At 72.6% G+C, this 16,966-nt stretch carries 13 protein-coding genes; 6 read left to right on the top strand and 7 right to left on the bottom strand.

Annotated elements, in window-relative coordinates; translation table 11 throughout:
* Window positions 1–431: 431 nt before the first annotated feature.
* Together BLR04_RS10050 and BLR04_RS10045 are read right to left on the bottom strand one after the other, a co-directional pair.
* Entirely contained in the window at window positions 432–1,400 is a 969-nt protein-coding gene (locus BLR04_RS10050) for an aldo/keto reductase (protein WP_090761999.1), read from the bottom strand.
* A 44-nt stretch (window positions 1,401–1,444) separates the two neighbouring features.
* Window positions 1,445–2,476: a zinc-dependent alcohol dehydrogenase family protein gene (locus BLR04_RS10045; RefSeq protein WP_090761997.1), complete on the bottom strand. Its 1,032-nt coding sequence runs from the start codon at window positions 2,474–2,476 to the stop codon at window positions 1,445–1,447.
* A 99-nt stretch (window positions 2,477–2,575) separates the two neighbouring features.
* Here BLR04_RS10045 and BLR04_RS10040 point away from each other — a divergent pair, with 99 nt between their 5' ends.
* Window positions 2,576–3,973 (top strand): glutamate-cysteine ligase family protein, encoded by a 1,398-nt coding sequence (locus BLR04_RS10040; protein WP_090761995.1) that lies wholly within the window; start codon window positions 2,576–2,578, stop codon window positions 3,971–3,973.
* A gap of 88 nt (window positions 3,974–4,061) precedes the next feature.
* Window positions 4,062–5,075, top strand: a complete 1,014-nt coding sequence (locus BLR04_RS10035; protein WP_090761993.1) for a hypothetical protein — start codon at window positions 4,062–4,064, stop codon at window positions 5,073–5,075.
* Between the two features lie 19 nt (window positions 5,076–5,094).
* Here the strand turns inward: BLR04_RS10035 and BLR04_RS10030 are convergent, their stop codons facing one another.
* On the bottom strand, window positions 5,095–5,814 hold the full coding sequence (locus BLR04_RS10030) for a PaaX family transcriptional regulator C-terminal domain-containing protein (RefSeq protein ID WP_090761991.1): 720 nt from the start codon (window positions 5,812–5,814) through the stop codon (window positions 5,095–5,097).
* Window positions 5,815–5,845: 31 nt separating this feature from the next.
* Between BLR04_RS10030 and BLR04_RS10025 the strand changes: the two genes are divergently transcribed.
* On the top strand, window positions 5,846–7,555 hold the full coding sequence (locus BLR04_RS10025) for an acyl-CoA dehydrogenase family protein (RefSeq protein ID WP_090761988.1): 1,710 nt from the start codon (window positions 5,846–5,848) through the stop codon (window positions 7,553–7,555).
* On the opposite strand, the gene BLR04_RS10020 is transcribed toward BLR04_RS10025, so the two are convergent.
* Window positions 7,533–9,719 (bottom strand): DUF4132 domain-containing protein, encoded by a 2,187-nt coding sequence (locus BLR04_RS10020; RefSeq protein ID WP_090761986.1) that lies wholly within the window; start codon window positions 9,717–9,719, stop codon window positions 7,533–7,535. The two genes, BLR04_RS10025 and BLR04_RS10020, sit on opposite strands and share 23 nt — an antisense overlap.
* Before the next feature lie 89 nt (window positions 9,720–9,808).
* On the opposite strand from BLR04_RS10020, the gene BLR04_RS10015 reads away from it, so the two are divergent.
* Both BLR04_RS10015 and ligD read left to right on the top strand, forming a co-directional pair.
* The gene (locus BLR04_RS10015; RefSeq protein ID WP_090761984.1) at window positions 9,809–10,555 is read left to right on the top strand and encodes a crotonase/enoyl-CoA hydratase family protein; all 747 of its coding nucleotides are present in this window, start codon (window positions 9,809–9,811) and stop codon (window positions 10,553–10,555) included.
* A 91-nt stretch (window positions 10,556–10,646) separates the two neighbouring features.
* On the top strand, window positions 10,647–11,843 hold the full coding sequence (ligD, locus tag BLR04_RS10010) for a non-homologous end-joining DNA ligase (protein WP_090761982.1): 1,197 nt from the start codon (window positions 10,647–10,649) through the stop codon (window positions 11,841–11,843).
* A 60-nt stretch (window positions 11,844–11,903) separates the two neighbouring features.
* Here ligD and BLR04_RS10005 read toward each other — a convergent pair whose 3' ends face one another.
* Window positions 11,904–13,325 carry an NAD(P)/FAD-dependent oxidoreductase gene (locus BLR04_RS10005; protein WP_245740147.1) on the bottom strand — a complete coding sequence of 474 codons (1,422 nt, stop codon included), beginning with the start codon at window positions 13,323–13,325 and terminating at the stop codon, window positions 11,904–11,906.
* A 69-nt stretch (window positions 13,326–13,394) separates the two neighbouring features.
* Window positions 13,395–14,291: an SDR family oxidoreductase gene (locus BLR04_RS10000; protein WP_090761978.1), complete on the bottom strand. Its 897-nt coding sequence runs from the start codon at window positions 14,289–14,291 to the stop codon at window positions 13,395–13,397.
* Between the two features lie 88 nt (window positions 14,292–14,379).
* Here BLR04_RS10000 and BLR04_RS09995 point away from each other — a divergent pair, with 88 nt between their 5' ends.
* Entirely contained in the window at window positions 14,380–16,146 is a 1,767-nt protein-coding gene (locus BLR04_RS09995; protein ID WP_090761976.1) for a thiamine pyrophosphate-dependent enzyme, read from the top strand.
* Between the two features lies 1 nt (window position 16,147).
* Here the strand turns inward: BLR04_RS09995 and BLR04_RS09990 are convergent, their stop codons facing one another.
* Window positions 16,148–16,903, bottom strand: a complete 756-nt coding sequence (locus BLR04_RS09990; protein ID WP_090761974.1) for an IclR family transcriptional regulator — start codon at window positions 16,901–16,903, stop codon at window positions 16,148–16,150.
* Between the last annotated feature and the right edge of the window lie 63 nt (window positions 16,904–16,966).

The following is a 16,966-nucleotide window of genomic DNA, read 5'->3' as shown; positions in this document are numbered from 1 at the left end:
CGCTCCTCGGTAACGGCACGCGGGCCCGGGCAAGGTCGTCACCGGGCGCGTGAGGTCGCGCGGGCGGTTCACCGTCGCGTGGTCGGCGCGAGCGTACGCCGCGGGGTCTTCTCCTTGAAATCGTCTGCTGTCGGCAGAAGATCATTATGCTCCGCAAGCGGCATCCGTAAATCGAATTGCCGCTCGCCCGGAACCTGCTCGCACGTCAGATCGCGTCGAGCCCTCTTGCGCGCGGGAAAGGCCAGGTTGGAGGTGGTGGCCGGGCAGGGCGCCGGCGAGCGGTTCGCTCCGGGCGTATTCAGCCGCCGGCGTGCGGTGCGGGCAGCGCCGACCGGCAGCGGACCGTGTCGGTCACGCTGCGGCGTCTGTGCTTGTCTGTGCGTCTGCGGACCGGCGCCGTCCCAGGCGCCGATCCTGCGACAGCTCCAGGACTAGAAGCGCACCGCGCGCGGCCGGTACGGCTCGGCGAGGAAGGCCAGCTCATCCGGCGACAGCGACACCGACAGGGCGGCCACGGCGTCGTCGACGTGCTGGTTCTTCGTCGCCCCGACGATCGGCGCGGTGATCGCCGGCTGGTGCAGCAGCCAGGCCAGCGCCACCTGGGCGGCGGGCAGGTCTCGGTCACGGGCCACCTGGGCCACCCGGTCGAGCACCGCCTTGTCGTTCTCCGGGTCGTACAGGAAGGTGATCCGCGGGTCGGAGCCGGTGCGGGCGGTCGTGGCGGACGAGCCCGCGCGGGCGAGGACGCCCCGCGCGAGCGGGCTCCACGGGATCACGCCCACGCCCTGGTCGGCGCAGAGCGGCAGCATCTCCCGCTCCTCCTCTCGGTAAAGGAGGTTGTAGTGGTTCTGCATGGACACGAACCTCGTCCAGCCGTTGATCTCGGCCGTGTGCTGGGCCTTGGCGAACTGCCACGCCCACATGCTGGACGCGCCGATGTAGCGGGCCTTGCCGGCCTTGACCACGTCGTGCAGCGCCTCCATCGTCTCCTCGATGGGCGTCTCGGGATCCCAGCGGTGGATCTGGTAGAGGTCGACGTAGTCGGTGCCGAGCCGCCGGAGCGAGTCGTCGATGGCGGCGTGGATGTGCTTGCGCGACAGGCCGCGGTCGTTCTGGCCCGAGCCCATCGGGGAGAAGACCTTCGTCGCCAGCACGTAGTCGTCGCGCCGCGGGAAGATCGCCCGCAGCAGGTTGCCGGTCACGACCTCGCTCGCGCCCTGGCTGTAGACGTCGGCGGTGTCGAAGAAGGTGACGCCCGCGTCGGCCGCCCTGCGGACGATGGGCTCGGCCTCCTCCTGCGGCAGCGCCCACTGCTGCCGGGACGGGTCGCCGTAGCTCATCATGCCGAGGCACACCCGCGAGACCTTCAAGCCCGTGTTACCCAGTCGCATGTAATCCATAGAAATCACCATATGACTCCGATTTCGGACAAGCGGGGCGGCCCTCAGGACTGCGGATCGATCATCGTGACACCCGGGACGGAACCGATCGCGGCCAGCGCCTTCCCGGCGTCCGCCAGGCCGATGGTGCGGGTCACGAGCTGGTCGGGGTGCAGGATGCCGCTCCTGATCATCTCGAGCATCGGCGCGTACGAGTGCGCGGCCATGCCGTGGCTGCCGAGCAGCTTCAGCTCGTACGCGATCACGGGCCCCATCGGCACCGGCGTCGGCCCGCCCGGCAGGAGCCCCACCTGGACGTGGCGGCCCCGGCGGCGCAGGCTCTCGACGGAGGCCGCGCACGTCTGGGGGCTGCCGAGGGCGTCGATCGACACGTGGGCGCCGCCCCTGGTCAGCTCTCTGACCTGGGCGGCGGCGTCGCCGTCAGAACCGTTGACGAAGTGGGTGGCGCCGGCCATCTCGGCCAGGTGCAGGGCGTCGCCGCTGATGTCGACGGCCACCACGCGAGCCCCGGCCGCCGTCGCGATCATCACGGCCGACAGCCCCACGCCGCCGCACCCGTGGACGGCCACCCACTCACCGGGGCTTACCTCTCCGACCTGCACCACGGCGCGGAACGCGGTGGCGAAGCGGCAGCCGAGGCCCGCCGCGGTGGCGAAGGCCATGTCCTCGGGCACCGGGATGAGGTTGACGTCGGCGTGGTCGATGGCGACGTACTCGGCGAAGGAGCCCCAGTGGGTGAAGCCCGGCTGGGTCTGCCGCTCGCAGATCTGGTGATCGCCCGTGGCGCAGGACGCGCAGGAGCCGCACGCGCAGACGAACGGGACCGTCACGCGCGCCCCCGGCCGCCAGCCGCGCACGTCGGACCCGACCGCCTCCACGATGCCGGCCAGCTCGTGGCCAGGTACGTGAGGCAGGACCGAGATGTCGGGATCGTGCCCCTGCCAGCCGTGCCAGTCGGACCGGCACAGCCCCGTCGCCTCGACTCTGATCACCGCCCCGTGAGGCGCGGGCGACGGGTCGGGCAGCTCGCGTACGTCGAGCTCTCCACCGAAGATGTCAAAGGCAACCGCTCGCATCCCCTGAGCTTAGAACCAGTTCCCGCAGGTCGCGCAAGTACGGGCGGGAAGCCCTCGCGCCCGAGGTGTCAAACCTGAAGAAGCGGACAGAGGGGGGTGATGGGACGCGATCTGGATAAGGAGCGTTTCACCGAGGCGGAGTACGTCCGCTTCGGTGAGCGACTGGAGGAGCAGCTCGGCACGCTGCGCGAGCTGCTCGACACCCCCGGCTTCGGCCAGGGGCCGGCCACGGTCGGGGCCGAGCTGGAGCTGTTCCTGATCGACGAGGAGGGCCGCCCCCTTCCCCGCAACAGCCAGGTCAAGGACGCCTTGGACGATCACCGTGTGGTGCTGGAGCTGGGCCGGTACAACATCGAGGTCAACCTCACCCCGATACCGCTGGCCGGTTCGCCGTTCGCGAAGCTGGGCGCGGAGGTGCAGGAGACCCTGACCAAGGTGGACGGCATCGTGGAGCGCGGGGGAGCGGTGCCCATCGGCATCCTGCCCACGCTCGACACCGAGGACTTCACGCTGGGCGCGATGAGCGACCAGAACCGTTACCGGGCGATGAGCAGGGGCATCAGGCGGCTGCGGCTTGAGCCGTTCCTCGTGAAGATCGACGATCTGGAGCTGTCGGTCGAGGACGTCATTTTGGAGAGCGCCAACACCTCATGGCAGGTGCACATACGTACGCCGCCGGAACGCTTCGCGCGGCTGTTCAACGCCGCCCAGCTGGCCGTCGGGCCGGTGCTGGCGGTGTGCGGCAACTCGCCGTTCTTCCTGGGCAGGCAGCTGTGGGAGGAGACCAGGATCGCGCTGATGGAGGAGGCCGCCGACGACCGCGACGTGCAGCGCGGCGAGCGCAGGGACGGACGCGTCACCTTCGGCTCCGACTGGGTGCGGGAGGGCGCGTACGAGCTGTTCGAGCGGTATGTACGCGACTACGACCCGATCCTGCCCGACCTGACCGACGGCGCCGGCCACCACGACGTGCCCGAGCTGCGGCTGCACCAGGGCACGATCTGGCAGTGGAACCGGCCCGTCTACGACCCCGCGGACGGCGGCCACCTGCGCGTCGAGATGCGGGCGCTGCCCGCCGGGCCCTCGTGCGCGGACATGACCGCCAACACCGCCTTCCTGCTCGGGCTGACGCTGTCGCAGGCGGAACGCGACCTGACCGGTTACCGGTTCGCCGAGGCGTACCAGAACTTCTACCGGGCGGCCATGAACGGGCTGGACGCCACGCTGTCCTGGCCGGGCGAGGAGGGCGAGTTCAAGGCCACCGACCTGGTGCTGCGGCTGCTGCCTGAGGCGCGGGAGGGGCTGCTGCGCGCCGGGGTGACGCCGACCGACGCCGACCGCTCCCTCGACGTCGTCGAGCAGCGGACGAGGCTGCGGCGTACCGGGTCGGTGTGGCAGCGGGAGGCGCTGGAGCGCTTCCGTGGCGACCGCCGCCGGATGGTCAGGCGCTACCGCGAGCTGGCGCTGTCCGGGATGCCGGTGCATCTGTGGCCGTGAAGTGCGTCGTTTTACGCCGTCCTGGCCCGCTCTTTTCGTCAGAATGGCCATGAGCGGGAAGGGTGAGGCGAATATGGCGGCATCGGGGATGGTTCCTACGGAAACCACGCCTTTTGTCCTGGGGCGAGCGACGGGCGACCTGGCGGAAGCGGCGGCCAAGCTGGCGGGCGAGATCGGCAGCGTGCCGGTCGAGACCGTCCTCGCGCAGGCCAACAGGACGGCGGGAACGACGGCGGGCACCGGGGCGATCGGCGACATGCGCCCCGAGCCGTCCCCCTGGTACGCCTTCGACGACGGAGACCAGGGCACGACCGACTGGTACCCGCAGGGCCTCACCGGCAGCGACGACTCAGGGGCGCTGCCGGCGCCGGCCTTCCTGGTGAGCTGGTACTTCAAGCCGGAGGCGGGCGAGCGCGGCATCCGGGTCACGTTCCTCGACCCGGGGACACTGAAGTACCGCCACGCGCTGCTGGTGCTCGCCGACCTCGACGGCTCCTACCGGCCGATCGACATCCACGCCGGAGGCATCGCCCTGCACGGCGGCCTGCTGCACGTCGCCGACACCGTCAGGGGCCTGCGCGTCTTCGACCTCGCGGGCATCCTCGACCTGCGCACCGCCCAGGACGACCTCGGCGACGGCACGCGGGTCGGCCGCCACGACGGGAAGTTCCACGCCTTCGGCTACCGCTACGTGATCCCCCAGACCGACTTCTGGCGGGTGGCGCAGCCGGGGCCGCGGTTCTCGTTCGTCTCGATCGACCGCAGCACCGAGACACCCCAGCTGGTGACGGGCGAGTTCCGCGACACCGATCCCGAGGGCTGGGTGGCGCGCTGGGACCTCGACCTCGCGGGCGGCGAACCCAACGACGCCTACGTGCTGGGACACCCCCGGATCCAGGGCGCCGTCTCCCGCGACGGCAGGTGGTACCTGAGCCAGGGCGCCGGCTCCACCGCCAACGGCAAGCTCCTCGTGTACGAGGACGGCACGCTCGACACCCGGCCGTACCCGATCGGGCCAGAAGACCTCACCGTGCAGGACGGCAGGCTGTGGAGCGTCACCGAGTTCCGCAACAAGCGGGCGATCTTCGCGGTGCCGTTCTGAATCGATCGCGGCACCGATCTCAGCCGTCGAGGTGTTCCTGCAGCACCTCGCGGTAGCGGCGGTCGAAGGAGTCGTAGCGGGCGCGCAGCTCCGCGCCCGGCCAGCCGGACGGCAGCAATTCCTCCGGCAGCAGCGGGTCGGCCAGCAGGTGGCGGAGCACCGCCGCCGAGACGAGGAACCCCTCGGCGAGCCCCGCCGCCCGGTCGAGCGCCCGCTCCAGCCTGCGCGCCTCGGCCGCCCAGCCGTCGAGGTCCCACAGCAGCGGTGTGGGGTCGTCGTGCGGGCGGCCGTCGATGCGCGTGCACTGCGCCGTGACGGTCTCCGGCCACGCCCGCACCAGGTTGGCCGGCCGCAGCCACGTGCCCTCGCGCAGTTCGGCCATCCGCAGTGCGGTCATCGTGTGCCGGAACGCCGCCCGGTCGGCTGGCGCGCGCCGCTCTGCGGTGACCACCGCCACCTCCCACGTGCCGTCCCAGGGCCTGGTGTGCGGGGAACGGCTCTCGTCCTGGCGGGCCTGGCGCTCGACGAGCCGCTGCGACAGCGTGTACTCGCCCTGCTCCTGCAGCAGGTCGCCGGCGGCGACCATGCGCGACAACGCCACCCGTACGGTGCCCTCGGCGATGCCGAACAGGGCGCCGATACGGACGAGACGGCGGGCCGGCAGCCGCGGCGGGTGGCTGCCGAGCAGCGCGCTCAGCACCGCCGACCGCGCACTCAACGAACCATTACGCTCTTCCATCGCGTGTCGAGTATATGTAACACTCGCGAGTATGGGCCGGTACCTCATCGAACCGTTCGACCGCAGCGACCGCTACGCCACCGAGCGCTACCAGGGCGCCGCCGGGCGCAACTGGTGGCGCTGCGACCCGACGCTGCGCCTGCTCATGCGGCGCCACCTCGGCGCCGGGTACGCCTGGGCCGAGCCGCGCCTCGACCGGCTGGGCGACCTCATGGGCGGCCTCGTCGCCGAGTGCGCCGAGGAGACCGACCGCAACCCGCCCCGCCTGGAGAAGTACGACAAGTGGGGCCGCGACATCAGCCAGGTCGTCATGCCGCCCTCGTTCGAGACCGCCCGCGCGGCCCTCATGACGGACAACTTCACCGCCCCCTCGTTCGCGGAGGAGGCCCGCGCCCACGGAGCCGACCCGTCCGCGCTCAGCGCTGCCTGGACGTACCTGCTCGACCAGGCCGACATCGGCATGGGCTGCGCGCTCGGCACGGGCGGCGACATGGTGGTCTCCCTCGCCGAGAAGTACGCCCCCGAGGACGTACGCGACCGGGTCAGGGAGATCTTCGCGAACGGCTATTACTCCGGCGAAGCCGCTCAGATGTTCACCGAGCGGACCGGCGGCTCCGACCTGGCCGCGCTCGAGACCGCGGCCGAGCCCGACGGGGACGCCTGGCGGCTGACCGGGTTCAAGTGGTTCGCCTCCAACGCCAACGGCTCGGCCTTCGTGGTGCTGGCCCGGTTGCCGGAAGGGGCCGTGGCGCCGTTCCTCGTGCTGTGGGAGCGACGCGACGGCAGCCGCAACGGCGTGCGCATCCGGCGGCTGAAGGACAAGCTCGGCACCAGGTCGGTCGCCTCGGCCGAGGTCGAGTTCACCGGCGCCGAGGCGTTCCTGCTCGCCGGGCAGGGCTCCGGCTCCGGGCTCGGCACGATGATGAAGCTCACCAACGGCTCGCGGCTGGGCGTGGCCATGATGGGGCTCGGCGTCGCCAGGCGGGCGCTGGTCGAGTCGATCTGCTACGCCCGGGCCCGCGAGGCGTTCGGCCGCCCGCTCATCGAGCAGCCGCTCATGCGCCGCAAACTGGCCGAGCTGATCGTCGAGGTCGAGGCCGCCCAGGCGCTGGTGTTCGACGGGCACGTCGGCCCCCGGCTCCGGCTCGCGCCCGCGCTGGTCAAGCTGCGCGCCGCCCGGCTCGGGGTGACCGCGGCCAGCGACGCGATCGAGGTGCACGGCGGCAACGGCTACATCGAACAGTGGCCGGTGGCCAGGCTGCTGCGCGACGCCCAGGTCAACCCCGTCTGGGAGGGCGGCGACCACATCCTCTGCCTCGACGTGCGGCGCGCCATGCTGCGGGAGAACGCCCACGAGCCGTTCCTCGACCGCCTCACGGCCGCCGCCGGCCAGGCGCCGGCCGGCGACGACGCCACCGCCGACCTCGTCCGCGGCCGGATCGACGACCTGCGCAAGGCCGTCACCGCCTGGGCCGCGCTCGACCACACGGTGGCCGAGGCCCGGTTGTATCCGCTGGCCCAGCTCATGGCCGACGTGTACGCGGCCGCGCTGCTGCTGGAGCAGGCCGGCTGGGAGCAGCGTGAGCTCGGCTCCGACCGCAAGGCCCTCGTGGCCCGGCTCTACGCCGCCGCCCACCTCTCCGACCCGGGCCCGCTGCGCGGCATCGACCGCCCGGCCGAGGAGCTCGACCGCTTCGACGACCTGCTCGCCGGCGCGGTCACCCTTGAATCTGCCGGGTGATGGTCGGGTCGGTGATCGCGCCGTCGGCGGCGAGCAGGAACACCTTCGACAGGATGACCGACAGCATGCCGTCCTCCTCGAAGGGTAAGAAGACCTGGCTGCGGTGGGCGGGCCCCGCGACGATGCACAGGTAGGCGTCGTTGGGCTCCATGAAGATGTTGCCTGACCCCAGGTGGATCTTGTAGGTGCGCAGGTCGCCGCGGACCACGAGGAAGCGCTCGGTCAGCGTGCACCGGCCCGCGACGGTCAGGCGGGGCAGCAGCCGCGCCAGCGCGTCGCGCCGCACCTGGGCCGTCGGCGCCAGCGCCCCGACCGACGCTGCGCGCCAGTAGCCGTGCAGGCCGGCGGCGCCCCGGTCGAGCCACTCGGGGTCGGTCGCGACCGAGGTGACCGCCACGAACAGATCGACGTCGCGCATCGCCTCGCTGAACACCAGCGGCGGCACCTCCGCCAGCCGCGCCGGCCGCCACCCGTCGTCGGTCTTGCGGTGGAAGTGCACCCGGTCGGTGGACGCGTATCCCTCTTCGACGAGATCGTGGAAGAACGACGCCCGCCACCGCCCGCCCGCCATGACCCGCCGGGCCGCACCGTCGTACCCGCCGTCCCAGTGCCCCAGGTAGCCCGCCTGCCAGCCGCGCTGCTTGAACAGCGCGTAGAGCCGGTGATAGTCGACGATGTGACCGGCGAACCGGGCGGAGTCGAACCCCGCCGCCTCCTCGGCCGGCGTCAGCAGATAGACCTCGCGGAACGCCTGCTTGAACGGCTGGCGCAGCTCTTCTTCGTGCACGGTCTCCCGCCAGGCGTGCACCTCGTCGACCGAGGCGCGGGCCGGATGCCACAGCCGTACCGGCACGTCGGGCACACCCAGCCCGAGCTCGGCCCGCCACTGCCCGGGTGACACCTCGAACTCCCAGATCAGCCGGTCGGCGACCGGCTGGCCGGCCAGCGCGCGGTAGGGCGGCGGGACCTCGCTCGCGAAACCGGCCTCCAGCGCCCTGACGAGCGTCGCCTGCTGCTGCTTGACTTGCTTGGCGAGCTCGCGCAGCCGTTTGACCTCGTCGCCGTGGTCGCGTTTGACCGCCGCCGGGACCGACTTCAGCCTCTTGTCGCCGTGCCACCACGACAGCTCGACCTCGCCCTCGGTCGAGATCACCGCGGTGTGCTCGCCCAGCTGCCGGCGCACCCGCCCGTCGGGCACCCGGTAGGCGACCTCGAGCCGGTTGGCCAGGGCCGCGTCGATGCGCTTGAGCATGCGGTCGAGCAGCTTGGGCACCCCGGCGTGCCGGGTGGCCGCCCGCGCCGTCCGCAGTGCGACGACCGCCTCGGGCGTCGGGTACGCCTCGGTCGCGTGGGCGACGGCGAACAGCATTCCCTGCGACGGCAGCGTCTTCGCCTGGGTGGGGGCCACCGCCGCCTTGCGCAGCAGTGGGCCGAGCAGCTCGGGCAGCCAGGGCTCGTCGCGCCGCAGCGCCACCGTCGCGGCCCGGCGGGCGGTCGCGCTCTCGCTACGGTCGAAGGCCTTGTCGGCCCGGTACGGGATCGTCCCGGCGTGGATGTCGGCCAGCCGCGCGTGGACGGCCTCCAAGGTCGTCCGCGCGAACGCGACGTACGCCGGAGCGTCGCCGATCCTCTCGATGGCGTCCGGCAGGGGCGGGAACCCCCTGAACAGCCGATCGTCGGAGGTCGCTACGAACTCGGCGAACAGCGCCCGCTCCGTCGCGCCCCAGCCGAGCAGCAGCTCCACCTCCGCGTCGGCGATCGGCCCGAGCCCTCGGGCGACCCGCTCGGCCGCCTCGGTGTCGAGCCCGGCGAGTGCGGCCACGGCCAGCAGCGCGTACGAGTCGACGGACCGCTCGTCGGCCAGGACGAACCTGACCAGTGCGCCCGCCGGCTCGGCCAGCTGATCGACCGGCGCCCCCTCGGGACACCGCGCCAGCGCCCCGGCCGCCAGGGCCAGATCGGCTCCTCGTCGCCGCTGCAGACCCTGCACCATCGCGTGGAACAGGTCGGCGCAGGCCGCCGGTGTGAACAGGGGCTGCCCGAACCGCGGCGACACGACCTGGTCGCGCTCCTTGTCGCGGTGGTAGGCGGCCGGCAGCAGCGTGCCCATCTGGAAGCGCAACCGGGTGGCCTCGGACAGCTCGGCGAGGGGGGTAGGTGCCATGCGGGCGATCCTGCCGGACGCCACCGACAGAACCCGCTGGCCGCGACGGACGGGCGACTGTACGCTCGGCACACTCCCGAGGAGGCCGCATGAGCGTACGCGTGGAGCGCGACGGACCCGTGACCACGGTGGTGATCAGCAGGCCGGAGGCGCGTAACGCGGTCGACCGCGCGACGGCCGCCGCTCTCGCCGACGCCTTCCGCGACTTCGAGGCCTCCGAGGCGGCAGTGGCGGTGCTGTGGGGCGAGGGCGGCACGTTCTGCGCGGGGGCCGACCTCAAGGCGCTCGACAACCGCGTGGCCGAGGACGGCGACGGGCCGATGGGCCCCACCCGGATGCGCCTGTCCAAGCCGGTCGTCGCCGCCGTGGCCGGGCACGCGGTCGCGGGCGGCCTCGAACTCGCCCTGTGGTGCGACCTGCGGGTGGCCGAGGAGACGGCGGTGTTCGGGGTGTTCTGCCGCAGGTGGGGCGTGCCGCTCGTCGACGGCGGCACCGTACGCCTGCCGCGGCTCGTCGGTACGTCACGGGCGATGGACATGATCCTCACCGGCCGCCCCGTCGAGGGCCCCGAGGCGTACGCGTGGGGGCTGGCCAACCGGCTCGTCCCCACCGGCACCGCGCGCCGGCACGCCGAGGAACTGGCGCGCGAGCTCGCCCGCTTCCCCCAGGCGTGCCTGCGCGGCGACCGCATGTCGGCCCTGGAACAGGAGGGGCTGAGCGAGGCCGAGGCGATGCGGAACGAGCTGCGCCACGGCCTGGCCTCGCTGCCCGGCGCCGCGGACGGCGCCGCCCGCTTCGCCAGTGGCGCGGGCCGGCACGGCGGCTTCGACGGGTAGGCCGCCGGGCCCGGGGGCCTGTCGGTCCGGCTTCGACGGGGAGGCGGCCGGATCCGGAGTCCTGTCGGTCGCGACCCGTATCGTGATCCGTATGCCTGACATCGAGGTCGCCGGCCGCGAGGTCCGCATCTCCAGCCCCGACAAGGTCGTCTTCCCGCGGCTCGGGCTCACCAAGCTCGACCTGGTCGAGTACTACCTGAGCGTGGGCGAGGCGGCGCTGCGCGGCGTCCACGGGCGGCCGATGGTGCTCAAGCGGTTCCCCCACGGCATCGAGGAGGAGCCGTTCTTCCAGAAGCGGGCCCCCGCCAGGCGGCCGTCCTGGATCGAGGTGGCCGAGCTGCGCTACCGCTCGGGGCTCAGCGCGCAGGAGGTCGTCTGCACCGACCTCGCCCAGCTCGCGTGGGTGGTCAACCTCGGCTGCGTCGACCTCAACCCGCACCCCGTCCGCTCCGACGACCTCACCAGGCCCGACGAGCTGCGCATCGACCTCGACCCGGTGCCGGGCGTCCCCTGGTCCGACGTGCTGGCCACGGCGCAGGTCGCCCGCGAGGTGCTGGCCGACCACGGGCTCGTCGCCTGGCCCAAGACGTCCGGCTCGCGCGGGTTCCACGTCTATGCCCGCATCGAGCGGCGGTGGCCGTACGCGCAGGTGCGCGAGGCGGCCGAGACCGTGGCGCGCGAGGTCGAGCGGCGCGCGCCCGACCTCGCCACCAGCCGGTGGTGGAAAGAGGAACGGCACGGCGTCTTCGTCGACTTCAACCAGAACGCCTACGACCGCACGGTCGCCTCCGCCTACTCCGTGCGCGCCGTCCCCGACGCCCGCGTGTCGACCCCGCTGACCTGGGACGAAGTGCCCGGCTGCCGGCCCGAGGCGTTCACCGTCGCGACGGTGCCGCGGCGGCTCGCCGAGCGCGGCGACCCGTGGCAGGACATCGACCTGCACCCCGGCTCGCTCGACGGCCTGCTTGAGCTGGCCGAGGAGCTCGGGCCCGCGCCCAAGCCGCCCAAGGGCGCCGGGCGCAGGCGGCAGACCAGGCCGGTGATCGAGATCGCCAGGGCCAAGCACAAGGACGAGGCGATGGCCGGGTTCGAACGGTGGAAGGCCCGCCACCCCGAGGTGGCCGCCCGGCTGGAGCCCGCCGACGTCCTGGTCGACGGCATGCGCGGGCGCAGCAGCCTGTGGTACCGCATCCGCGTCAACCTCCAGCACGTCCCGGAGCCCGATCGCCCCGCCCAGGAGCCGCTGGAGGTCGACTACAACCCCTGGGCCGGCCCGGACCCCGAGTGACCGGGGCAACCGGTCGGCGAACGCCGGAGGCGTTCGGCCCGTGGGCCGGGCCGAGGGGTGTCAGCGGCCGGAGATCAGGTCGGCGAGGTGGGCGTACGCGGACGTCGTGGTGCCACGTTCGTTCTCGCGTCGGTCGGCGGCCCGGTACAGCGCGTAGATGAGCTGCACGCCCGTCCAGCGCAGCGGCTCGGGCTCCCACTGGCGCACCTGCCGTCCCACCCACGGCAGTTCGGTCAGCGGGGTGTCGCGGCGCAGCACCAGGTCGCGCAGCGTGCGTCCGGCCAGGTTCGTCGTGGTGACGCCGCTGCCCACGTAGCCGCCCGCCCAGCCCAGCCCGCTCGCGTGGTCGAGGTGCACGGTCGAGCACCAGTCGCGGGGCACGCCGAGCACTCCGCACCAGGCATGCTGCAGCCGCGCCTCCGACGCCGCGGGGAAGAGCTTGACCAGCATCCGCCACAGCAGCTCCACCGTCTGCCGCTGCGTGACCCCGCGCCTGTCCGTACGCGACCCGAACCGGTACGGCACCCCACGGCCGCCGATCGCGATCCGGTCGTCGGCGGTCCGCTGGGCGTAGACGTAGGCGTGCGCGTTGTCCTCCAGCAGCTCGCTGCCCTGCCAGCCGATGTGCTTCCACACGTCGGGCGGCAGCGGCTCGGTGACGATCATCGAGCTGTTCATCGGCAGCCACTGCCGGTGCTGCCCGGCCAGGTTCGCGGTGAAGCCCTCGGTGGCGCGGATGACGTAGTCGGCCGAGACGATCTCCCTGGTCGTCACCGCCTGCGCCGCGCCGCTGCCCTGCCGGGGCCGGATCTCGGTCACCGTGGTGTCCTCGAAGATGTCGACGCCCATCCCGGCGACCACGCGCGCCAGCCCCACGGCCAGCTTGGCCGGCTGGATGCGGGCGCCGTGCGGCGAGTACGACGCCTCCAGCGCCCCCGCGACCTGCAGCCGCTCGCGCTGCTCGTCGCGGCCGAGCAGGCGCATGTCGTCCTCGCCGTACCCCCAGGCACGCAGGTCGGCCACGCCGGCGCGCAGGCGGCGGCGCTGGGCGGGGTTGGTCGCGACGTGGAACAGACCGCCCTTGTGGATGTCGGCGTCGATGCCTTCGGTCCTGGCCACCTCGATGACCTCGTCCACCGACCGGAACATCGCGTGCTGCAGGTCGATCATGGCCTGGCGGCCGCGCGCCTTGGCGTGCCGCTTGCGCGACCCGGCGAACTCGGCCGACAGCCACCCGCCGTTGCGTCCCGAGGCGCCGAAGCCGGCGAACTCCTTCTCGAGGATCGCGATGCGCAGGCCGGGATCGGCCTGCTTGAGGTAGTACGCGGTCCACAGGCCCGTGTAGCCGCCGCCGACGATGGCGACGTCGTAGTCACGCGGGCCGGGAAGAGCCGGCCGCCGCGCGGGCAGGCCGATCTGCCGGTACCAGAAGGAGACGCCACCGTTGGCGAAATCCGAGGTCAGCGGGATGCCTTTGTTCACCGGCCACATTGTCCTGCACCACCTGGAGCCCCAACAAGTGTGCGAAGTGTAATGAATGGGGACAGCGGGCTAGCTTCGTGTCGGGCGTTCGTACCCCTCGTCGCCGCCGTATACGTGCAGGTCAGGGTCTCCCTCCGGTTGCGTCGCCGGGCTGGTGGGCGAGGCGGTGTGCTCGGAGGCGAAGTCGTCGTCGAAGACGTGGGCGGGCTCGGGGGTGAGGTGGTCGCGCCAGGTGATCCCGCCCTTGGGCAGGGCGTCGGTGAGCAGTTCGCCCGCGCGCTGCGCGGCGTACAGCCTGCCGGGGTAGCGGACGGGCACGACGGCGCGGCGCAGGCCCTGCGTGAGCAGCCACGTGCCGACCAGCTCGCCGGTGTCGATCACCTGCGGGCCGCCGAACTCGACCGCCGCGTCCGCGGGCCCCGCGCCGAGCAGCTCGGTCACCCGCGTGGCGACCTCGCCCGCGTGCACCGGCTGCCAGCGCAGCGAGCGGTCGACCGGCAGCACGGGCAGCGACCGCAGGGCGCTCAGCCTGCGGTGCAGCCACTGGTGGTACGGGGTGGCCCGCAGGACCGTCCATCCGAGACCGCTCCCGGCGACGACGGCTTCTGCCTCCCGCTTGTCCTTCAGGTGCCCGTACGGCGCGCGGTCGGCGCCGACCATCGAGGTGAGCAGCAGGTACGGCACCCCGGCGGCGCGCGCCAGGACCACCAGCGCGCGGGTGCCGGGCACGTCCACGGCGCCGCGACCCCGGCGGCCGCTCGTGGCCAGATGGGCGACGGCGTCCACGTCGCGTACGGCCTCCCGCACGCCCTCGCCCGAGACGAGGTCGCCCACCCGCCAATCCACGCTCTCGCTGCTGTGCCGGCGGGAACGGCTGAGCGCCCGCACCTCGTGACCCGCCCTGAGCAGCGCCGGGACCAGGGCGGAGCCCAGCAGGCCGGTGGCTCCCGTGACCAGAATGCGCATGCCCGGCCCCTACCCATCCATCTCAGGAAATGTCCGCCAATCGTGGGGTCGGCGTCTGGGGCGGACGGCGCGGGGTAGGGCCGCAGGCATGGCCAAAATCGCAGCGGAATCCCTGATCGAACGGCTGGCCGCTTGGGGTGTCGACACCGTCTTCGGCCTGCCCGGTGACGGCATCAACGGCATCATGGAAGGACTGCGCCGCCACCGAGACCGGGTGCGGTTCGTCCTCGTCCACCACGAGGAGGCCGCGGCCCTCATGGCCACCGGCTACGCCAAGGCCACCGGGCGGGTCGGCGTCTGCCTGGCCACCTCTGGGCCCGGCGGCATCCACCTGCTCAACGGCCTGTACGACGCCAAACTCGACCACGTCCCCGTGCTCGCCATCACCGGCATGCAGGAGACGTCCGTGCTGGGCACCGGCTACCAGCAGGAGGTCCACCTGGACAAGCTGTTCGCCGACGTGGCCGAGTACAACATGGTGATCACCAACCCTGGACAGCTGCCCTCGCTCGTGGACCTCGCGATCAGGACCGCGTACGCGCGGCGCGGGGTCGCCCACCTGACGCTGCCGAACGACCTCCAGGTGGCGGAGGCGGGGGCCGATCCGTACCGGCACGTGGCTCCCGCGCGGCTGCCGCAGACGGCGCCGGTCTACCTGAAGCCGTCCGGCATCCCCCGGCAGGAGGACGTGGAGTGGGCGGCCGAGGTGCTGAACAACGCCGAGCGCCCGGCCATGCTCGTCGGGCAGGGCGCGCTGCACGCCGGGGGCGAGGTGCTGGCGGTGGCCGAGGCCCTCGGTGCGCCCGTGGTGAAGACCCTGCTCGGCAAGGCGGTCATCCCCGACGACTCGCCGTACACGACCGGCGGGATCGGGCTGCTCGGCACCCGTCCGAGCGAGGAGCTGATGGACGAGGCCGACGTGCTCTTCATGATCGGGACGAACTTCCCGTACACGAAGTTCCTCCCCGAACCCGACCGGACGCGGGTGGTCCAGTTCGAGGCCGACCCGACGCGGGCGGGCGCGCGGGTGCCGACCGACGTGCCCGTGGTGTGCGACGCCAAGGAAGGGCTGCGGGCGCTGTTGCCGCTGCTCAAGCGGCGCAACGGCAGCCCCCATCTGACGAAATATCAGAAAATGATGGGCAAGTGGCGGGCCGACATGAAGTCCCTCGAGAACCCCGGCCGCAATCCCGTCGCCCCCCAGTACGCCGTGTCCGTCCTCGACGAGCTCGCCGCCGACGACGCCATCCTGGCCTGCGACAGCGGCACCGTCGCCACCTGGGCCGCCCGCCACTGGACGATCCGCGGCGACCGCCGCTTCTACCTGTCCGGCACGCTCGCCACCATGGCGAACGGACTGCCGTACGCCATCGCCATGCAGCACGCCTTCCCCGGCCGCCAGGTCATCGCCTACGTCGGCGACGGCGGGTTCGCCATGCTCATGGCCGAGTTCCTCACCGCGGTCCGGCACCGGCTGCCGATCAAGGTCGTCATCAACAACAACAACTCGCTCGGCCAGATCCTCTGGGAGCAGATGGTGCTCGGCTACCCCGAGCACGGGGTCCGGTTCGCCGCGCCCGAGGCCGACTTCGCGGCCTGGGCGCGGGCGTGCGGCGGGTTCGGTGCCAAGGTCACCGAGGCCGGCGACGTCGCCCCGGCGATCCGCCAGGCACTCGAACACGACGGCCCCGCGCTGGTGGACATCGACGTCGACCCGAACGAGCCCCCCATGCCCGGCAAGGTCACCTACGACCAGGCCAAGAGCTTCGCCCAGGCGTTCCTCAAGGGACAGCCGCACCGGGCCGCCATCGCCACCACGCTGTTCAAGGACCGCATCCAGAGGCTGGGGGAGTGACTCACAGGTAGGCCGCGCACGCCCCGGCGATGCCGGCGGCGGCGCTGCGCAGCGGGTCGACCAGGCGCGGCAGCTCGCGGGCGCGCCGCGACGACACCACGATGCCGAGCGCCGCCACCGGCCGCCCGTTCACCAGGACCGGCGCCGCCGCCGAGCACGAGCCGAGCGTCATCTCCTCGTACGTCAGCGCGTGGCCCTGCGCCCGCACCGCGGCGAGCTCCCTGGCCAGCCGCCCCGGCTCGGTGATCGTGTGCGGGGTGGGCCGTTCGAGCCGGCGGGCCAGGTACGCCTTGACGAACCAGTCGGGCTCGTACGCGAGCAGCGCCTTGCCCACGCCCGTCGGGTGCATCGGCAGCCGGGCCCCGATGCGTGACACGATCGGCACCGCCCGCCTGCCGTACACCTTGTCGACGTACAGCACCTCGAGGCCGTCCCTGACGGCGAGGTGCACGTTCTCGCCGGTGGAGGCGAACAGCTCCTGCAGCCACGGGTGCGCGAACTCCGGCAGCCGGTCGGGTGCGAGCTGCCCGAGCTCCCACAGCCGCAGCCCCACGCGCAGCCGTCCGTCGGGGCCGCGGCTCAGCGCACCCCACGCCTCCAGCTCACCGACCAGCCGGTGCGCCGTGCTCAGCGGCACCCCGGCGCGCCTGGCCAGCTCCGTCAGCGTCAGCTCGGGACGTGCCGCGTCGAACGCGCCCAGCAGAGCCAGCACCTTGGAGGTCACCGACCGCCCGGGTAAGTCTGATCCGCCCGCCATGCGCCCATCCTTCCACTCAGTGGAAGGGCCGTCTCGGCGTACGCCGCGCGGAGGCACAAGACT

The organism is Nonomuraea maritima, assembly GCF_900100395.1.
Lineage (GTDB): Bacteria > Actinomycetota > Actinomycetes > Streptosporangiales > Streptosporangiaceae > Nonomuraea > Nonomuraea maritima.
The sequence above is the reverse complement of the archived record's forward strand: the minus strand, read 5'-3'. Positions and strand labels throughout refer to the sequence as shown.

Bases quoted from the DNA above. Each gene is read 5' to 3' on its own strand.
- BLR04_RS10050 (WP_090761999.1), bottom strand. From the start codon at position 1,400: ATGGATTACATGCGACTGGGTAACACGGGCTTGAAGGTCTCGCGGGTG.
- BLR04_RS10045 (WP_090761997.1), bottom strand. From the start codon at position 2,476: ATGCGAGCGGTTGCCTTTGACATCTTCGGTGGAGAGCTCGACGTACGC.
- BLR04_RS10040 (WP_090761995.1), top strand. From the start codon at position 2,576: ATGGGACGCGATCTGGATAAGGAGCGTTTCACCGAGGCGGAGTACGTC.
- BLR04_RS10035 (WP_090761993.1), top strand. From the start codon at position 4,062: ATGGTTCCTACGGAAACCACGCCTTTTGTCCTGGGGCGAGCGACGGGC.
- BLR04_RS10030 (WP_090761991.1), bottom strand. From the start codon at position 5,814: ATGGAAGAGCGTAATGGTTCGTTGAGTGCGCGGTCGGCGGTGCTGAGC.
- BLR04_RS10025 (WP_090761988.1), top strand. From the start codon at position 5,846: ATGGGCCGGTACCTCATCGAACCGTTCGACCGCAGCGACCGCTACGCC.
- BLR04_RS10020 (WP_090761986.1), bottom strand. From the start codon at position 9,719: ATGGCACCTACCCCCCTCGCCGAGCTGTCCGAGGCCACCCGGTTGCGC.
- BLR04_RS10015 (WP_090761984.1), top strand. From the start codon at position 9,809: ATGAGCGTACGCGTGGAGCGCGACGGACCCGTGACCACGGTGGTGATC.
- ligD (WP_090761982.1), top strand. From the start codon at position 10,647: ATGCCTGACATCGAGGTCGCCGGCCGCGAGGTCCGCATCTCCAGCCCC.
- BLR04_RS10000 (WP_090761978.1), bottom strand. From the start codon at position 14,291: ATGCGCATTCTGGTCACGGGAGCCACCGGCCTGCTGGGCTCCGCCCTG.
- BLR04_RS09995 (WP_090761976.1), top strand. From the start codon at position 14,380: ATGGCCAAAATCGCAGCGGAATCCCTGATCGAACGGCTGGCCGCTTGG.
- BLR04_RS09990 (WP_090761974.1), bottom strand. From the start codon at position 16,903: ATGGCGGGCGGATCAGACTTACCCGGGCGGTCGGTGACCTCCAAGGTG.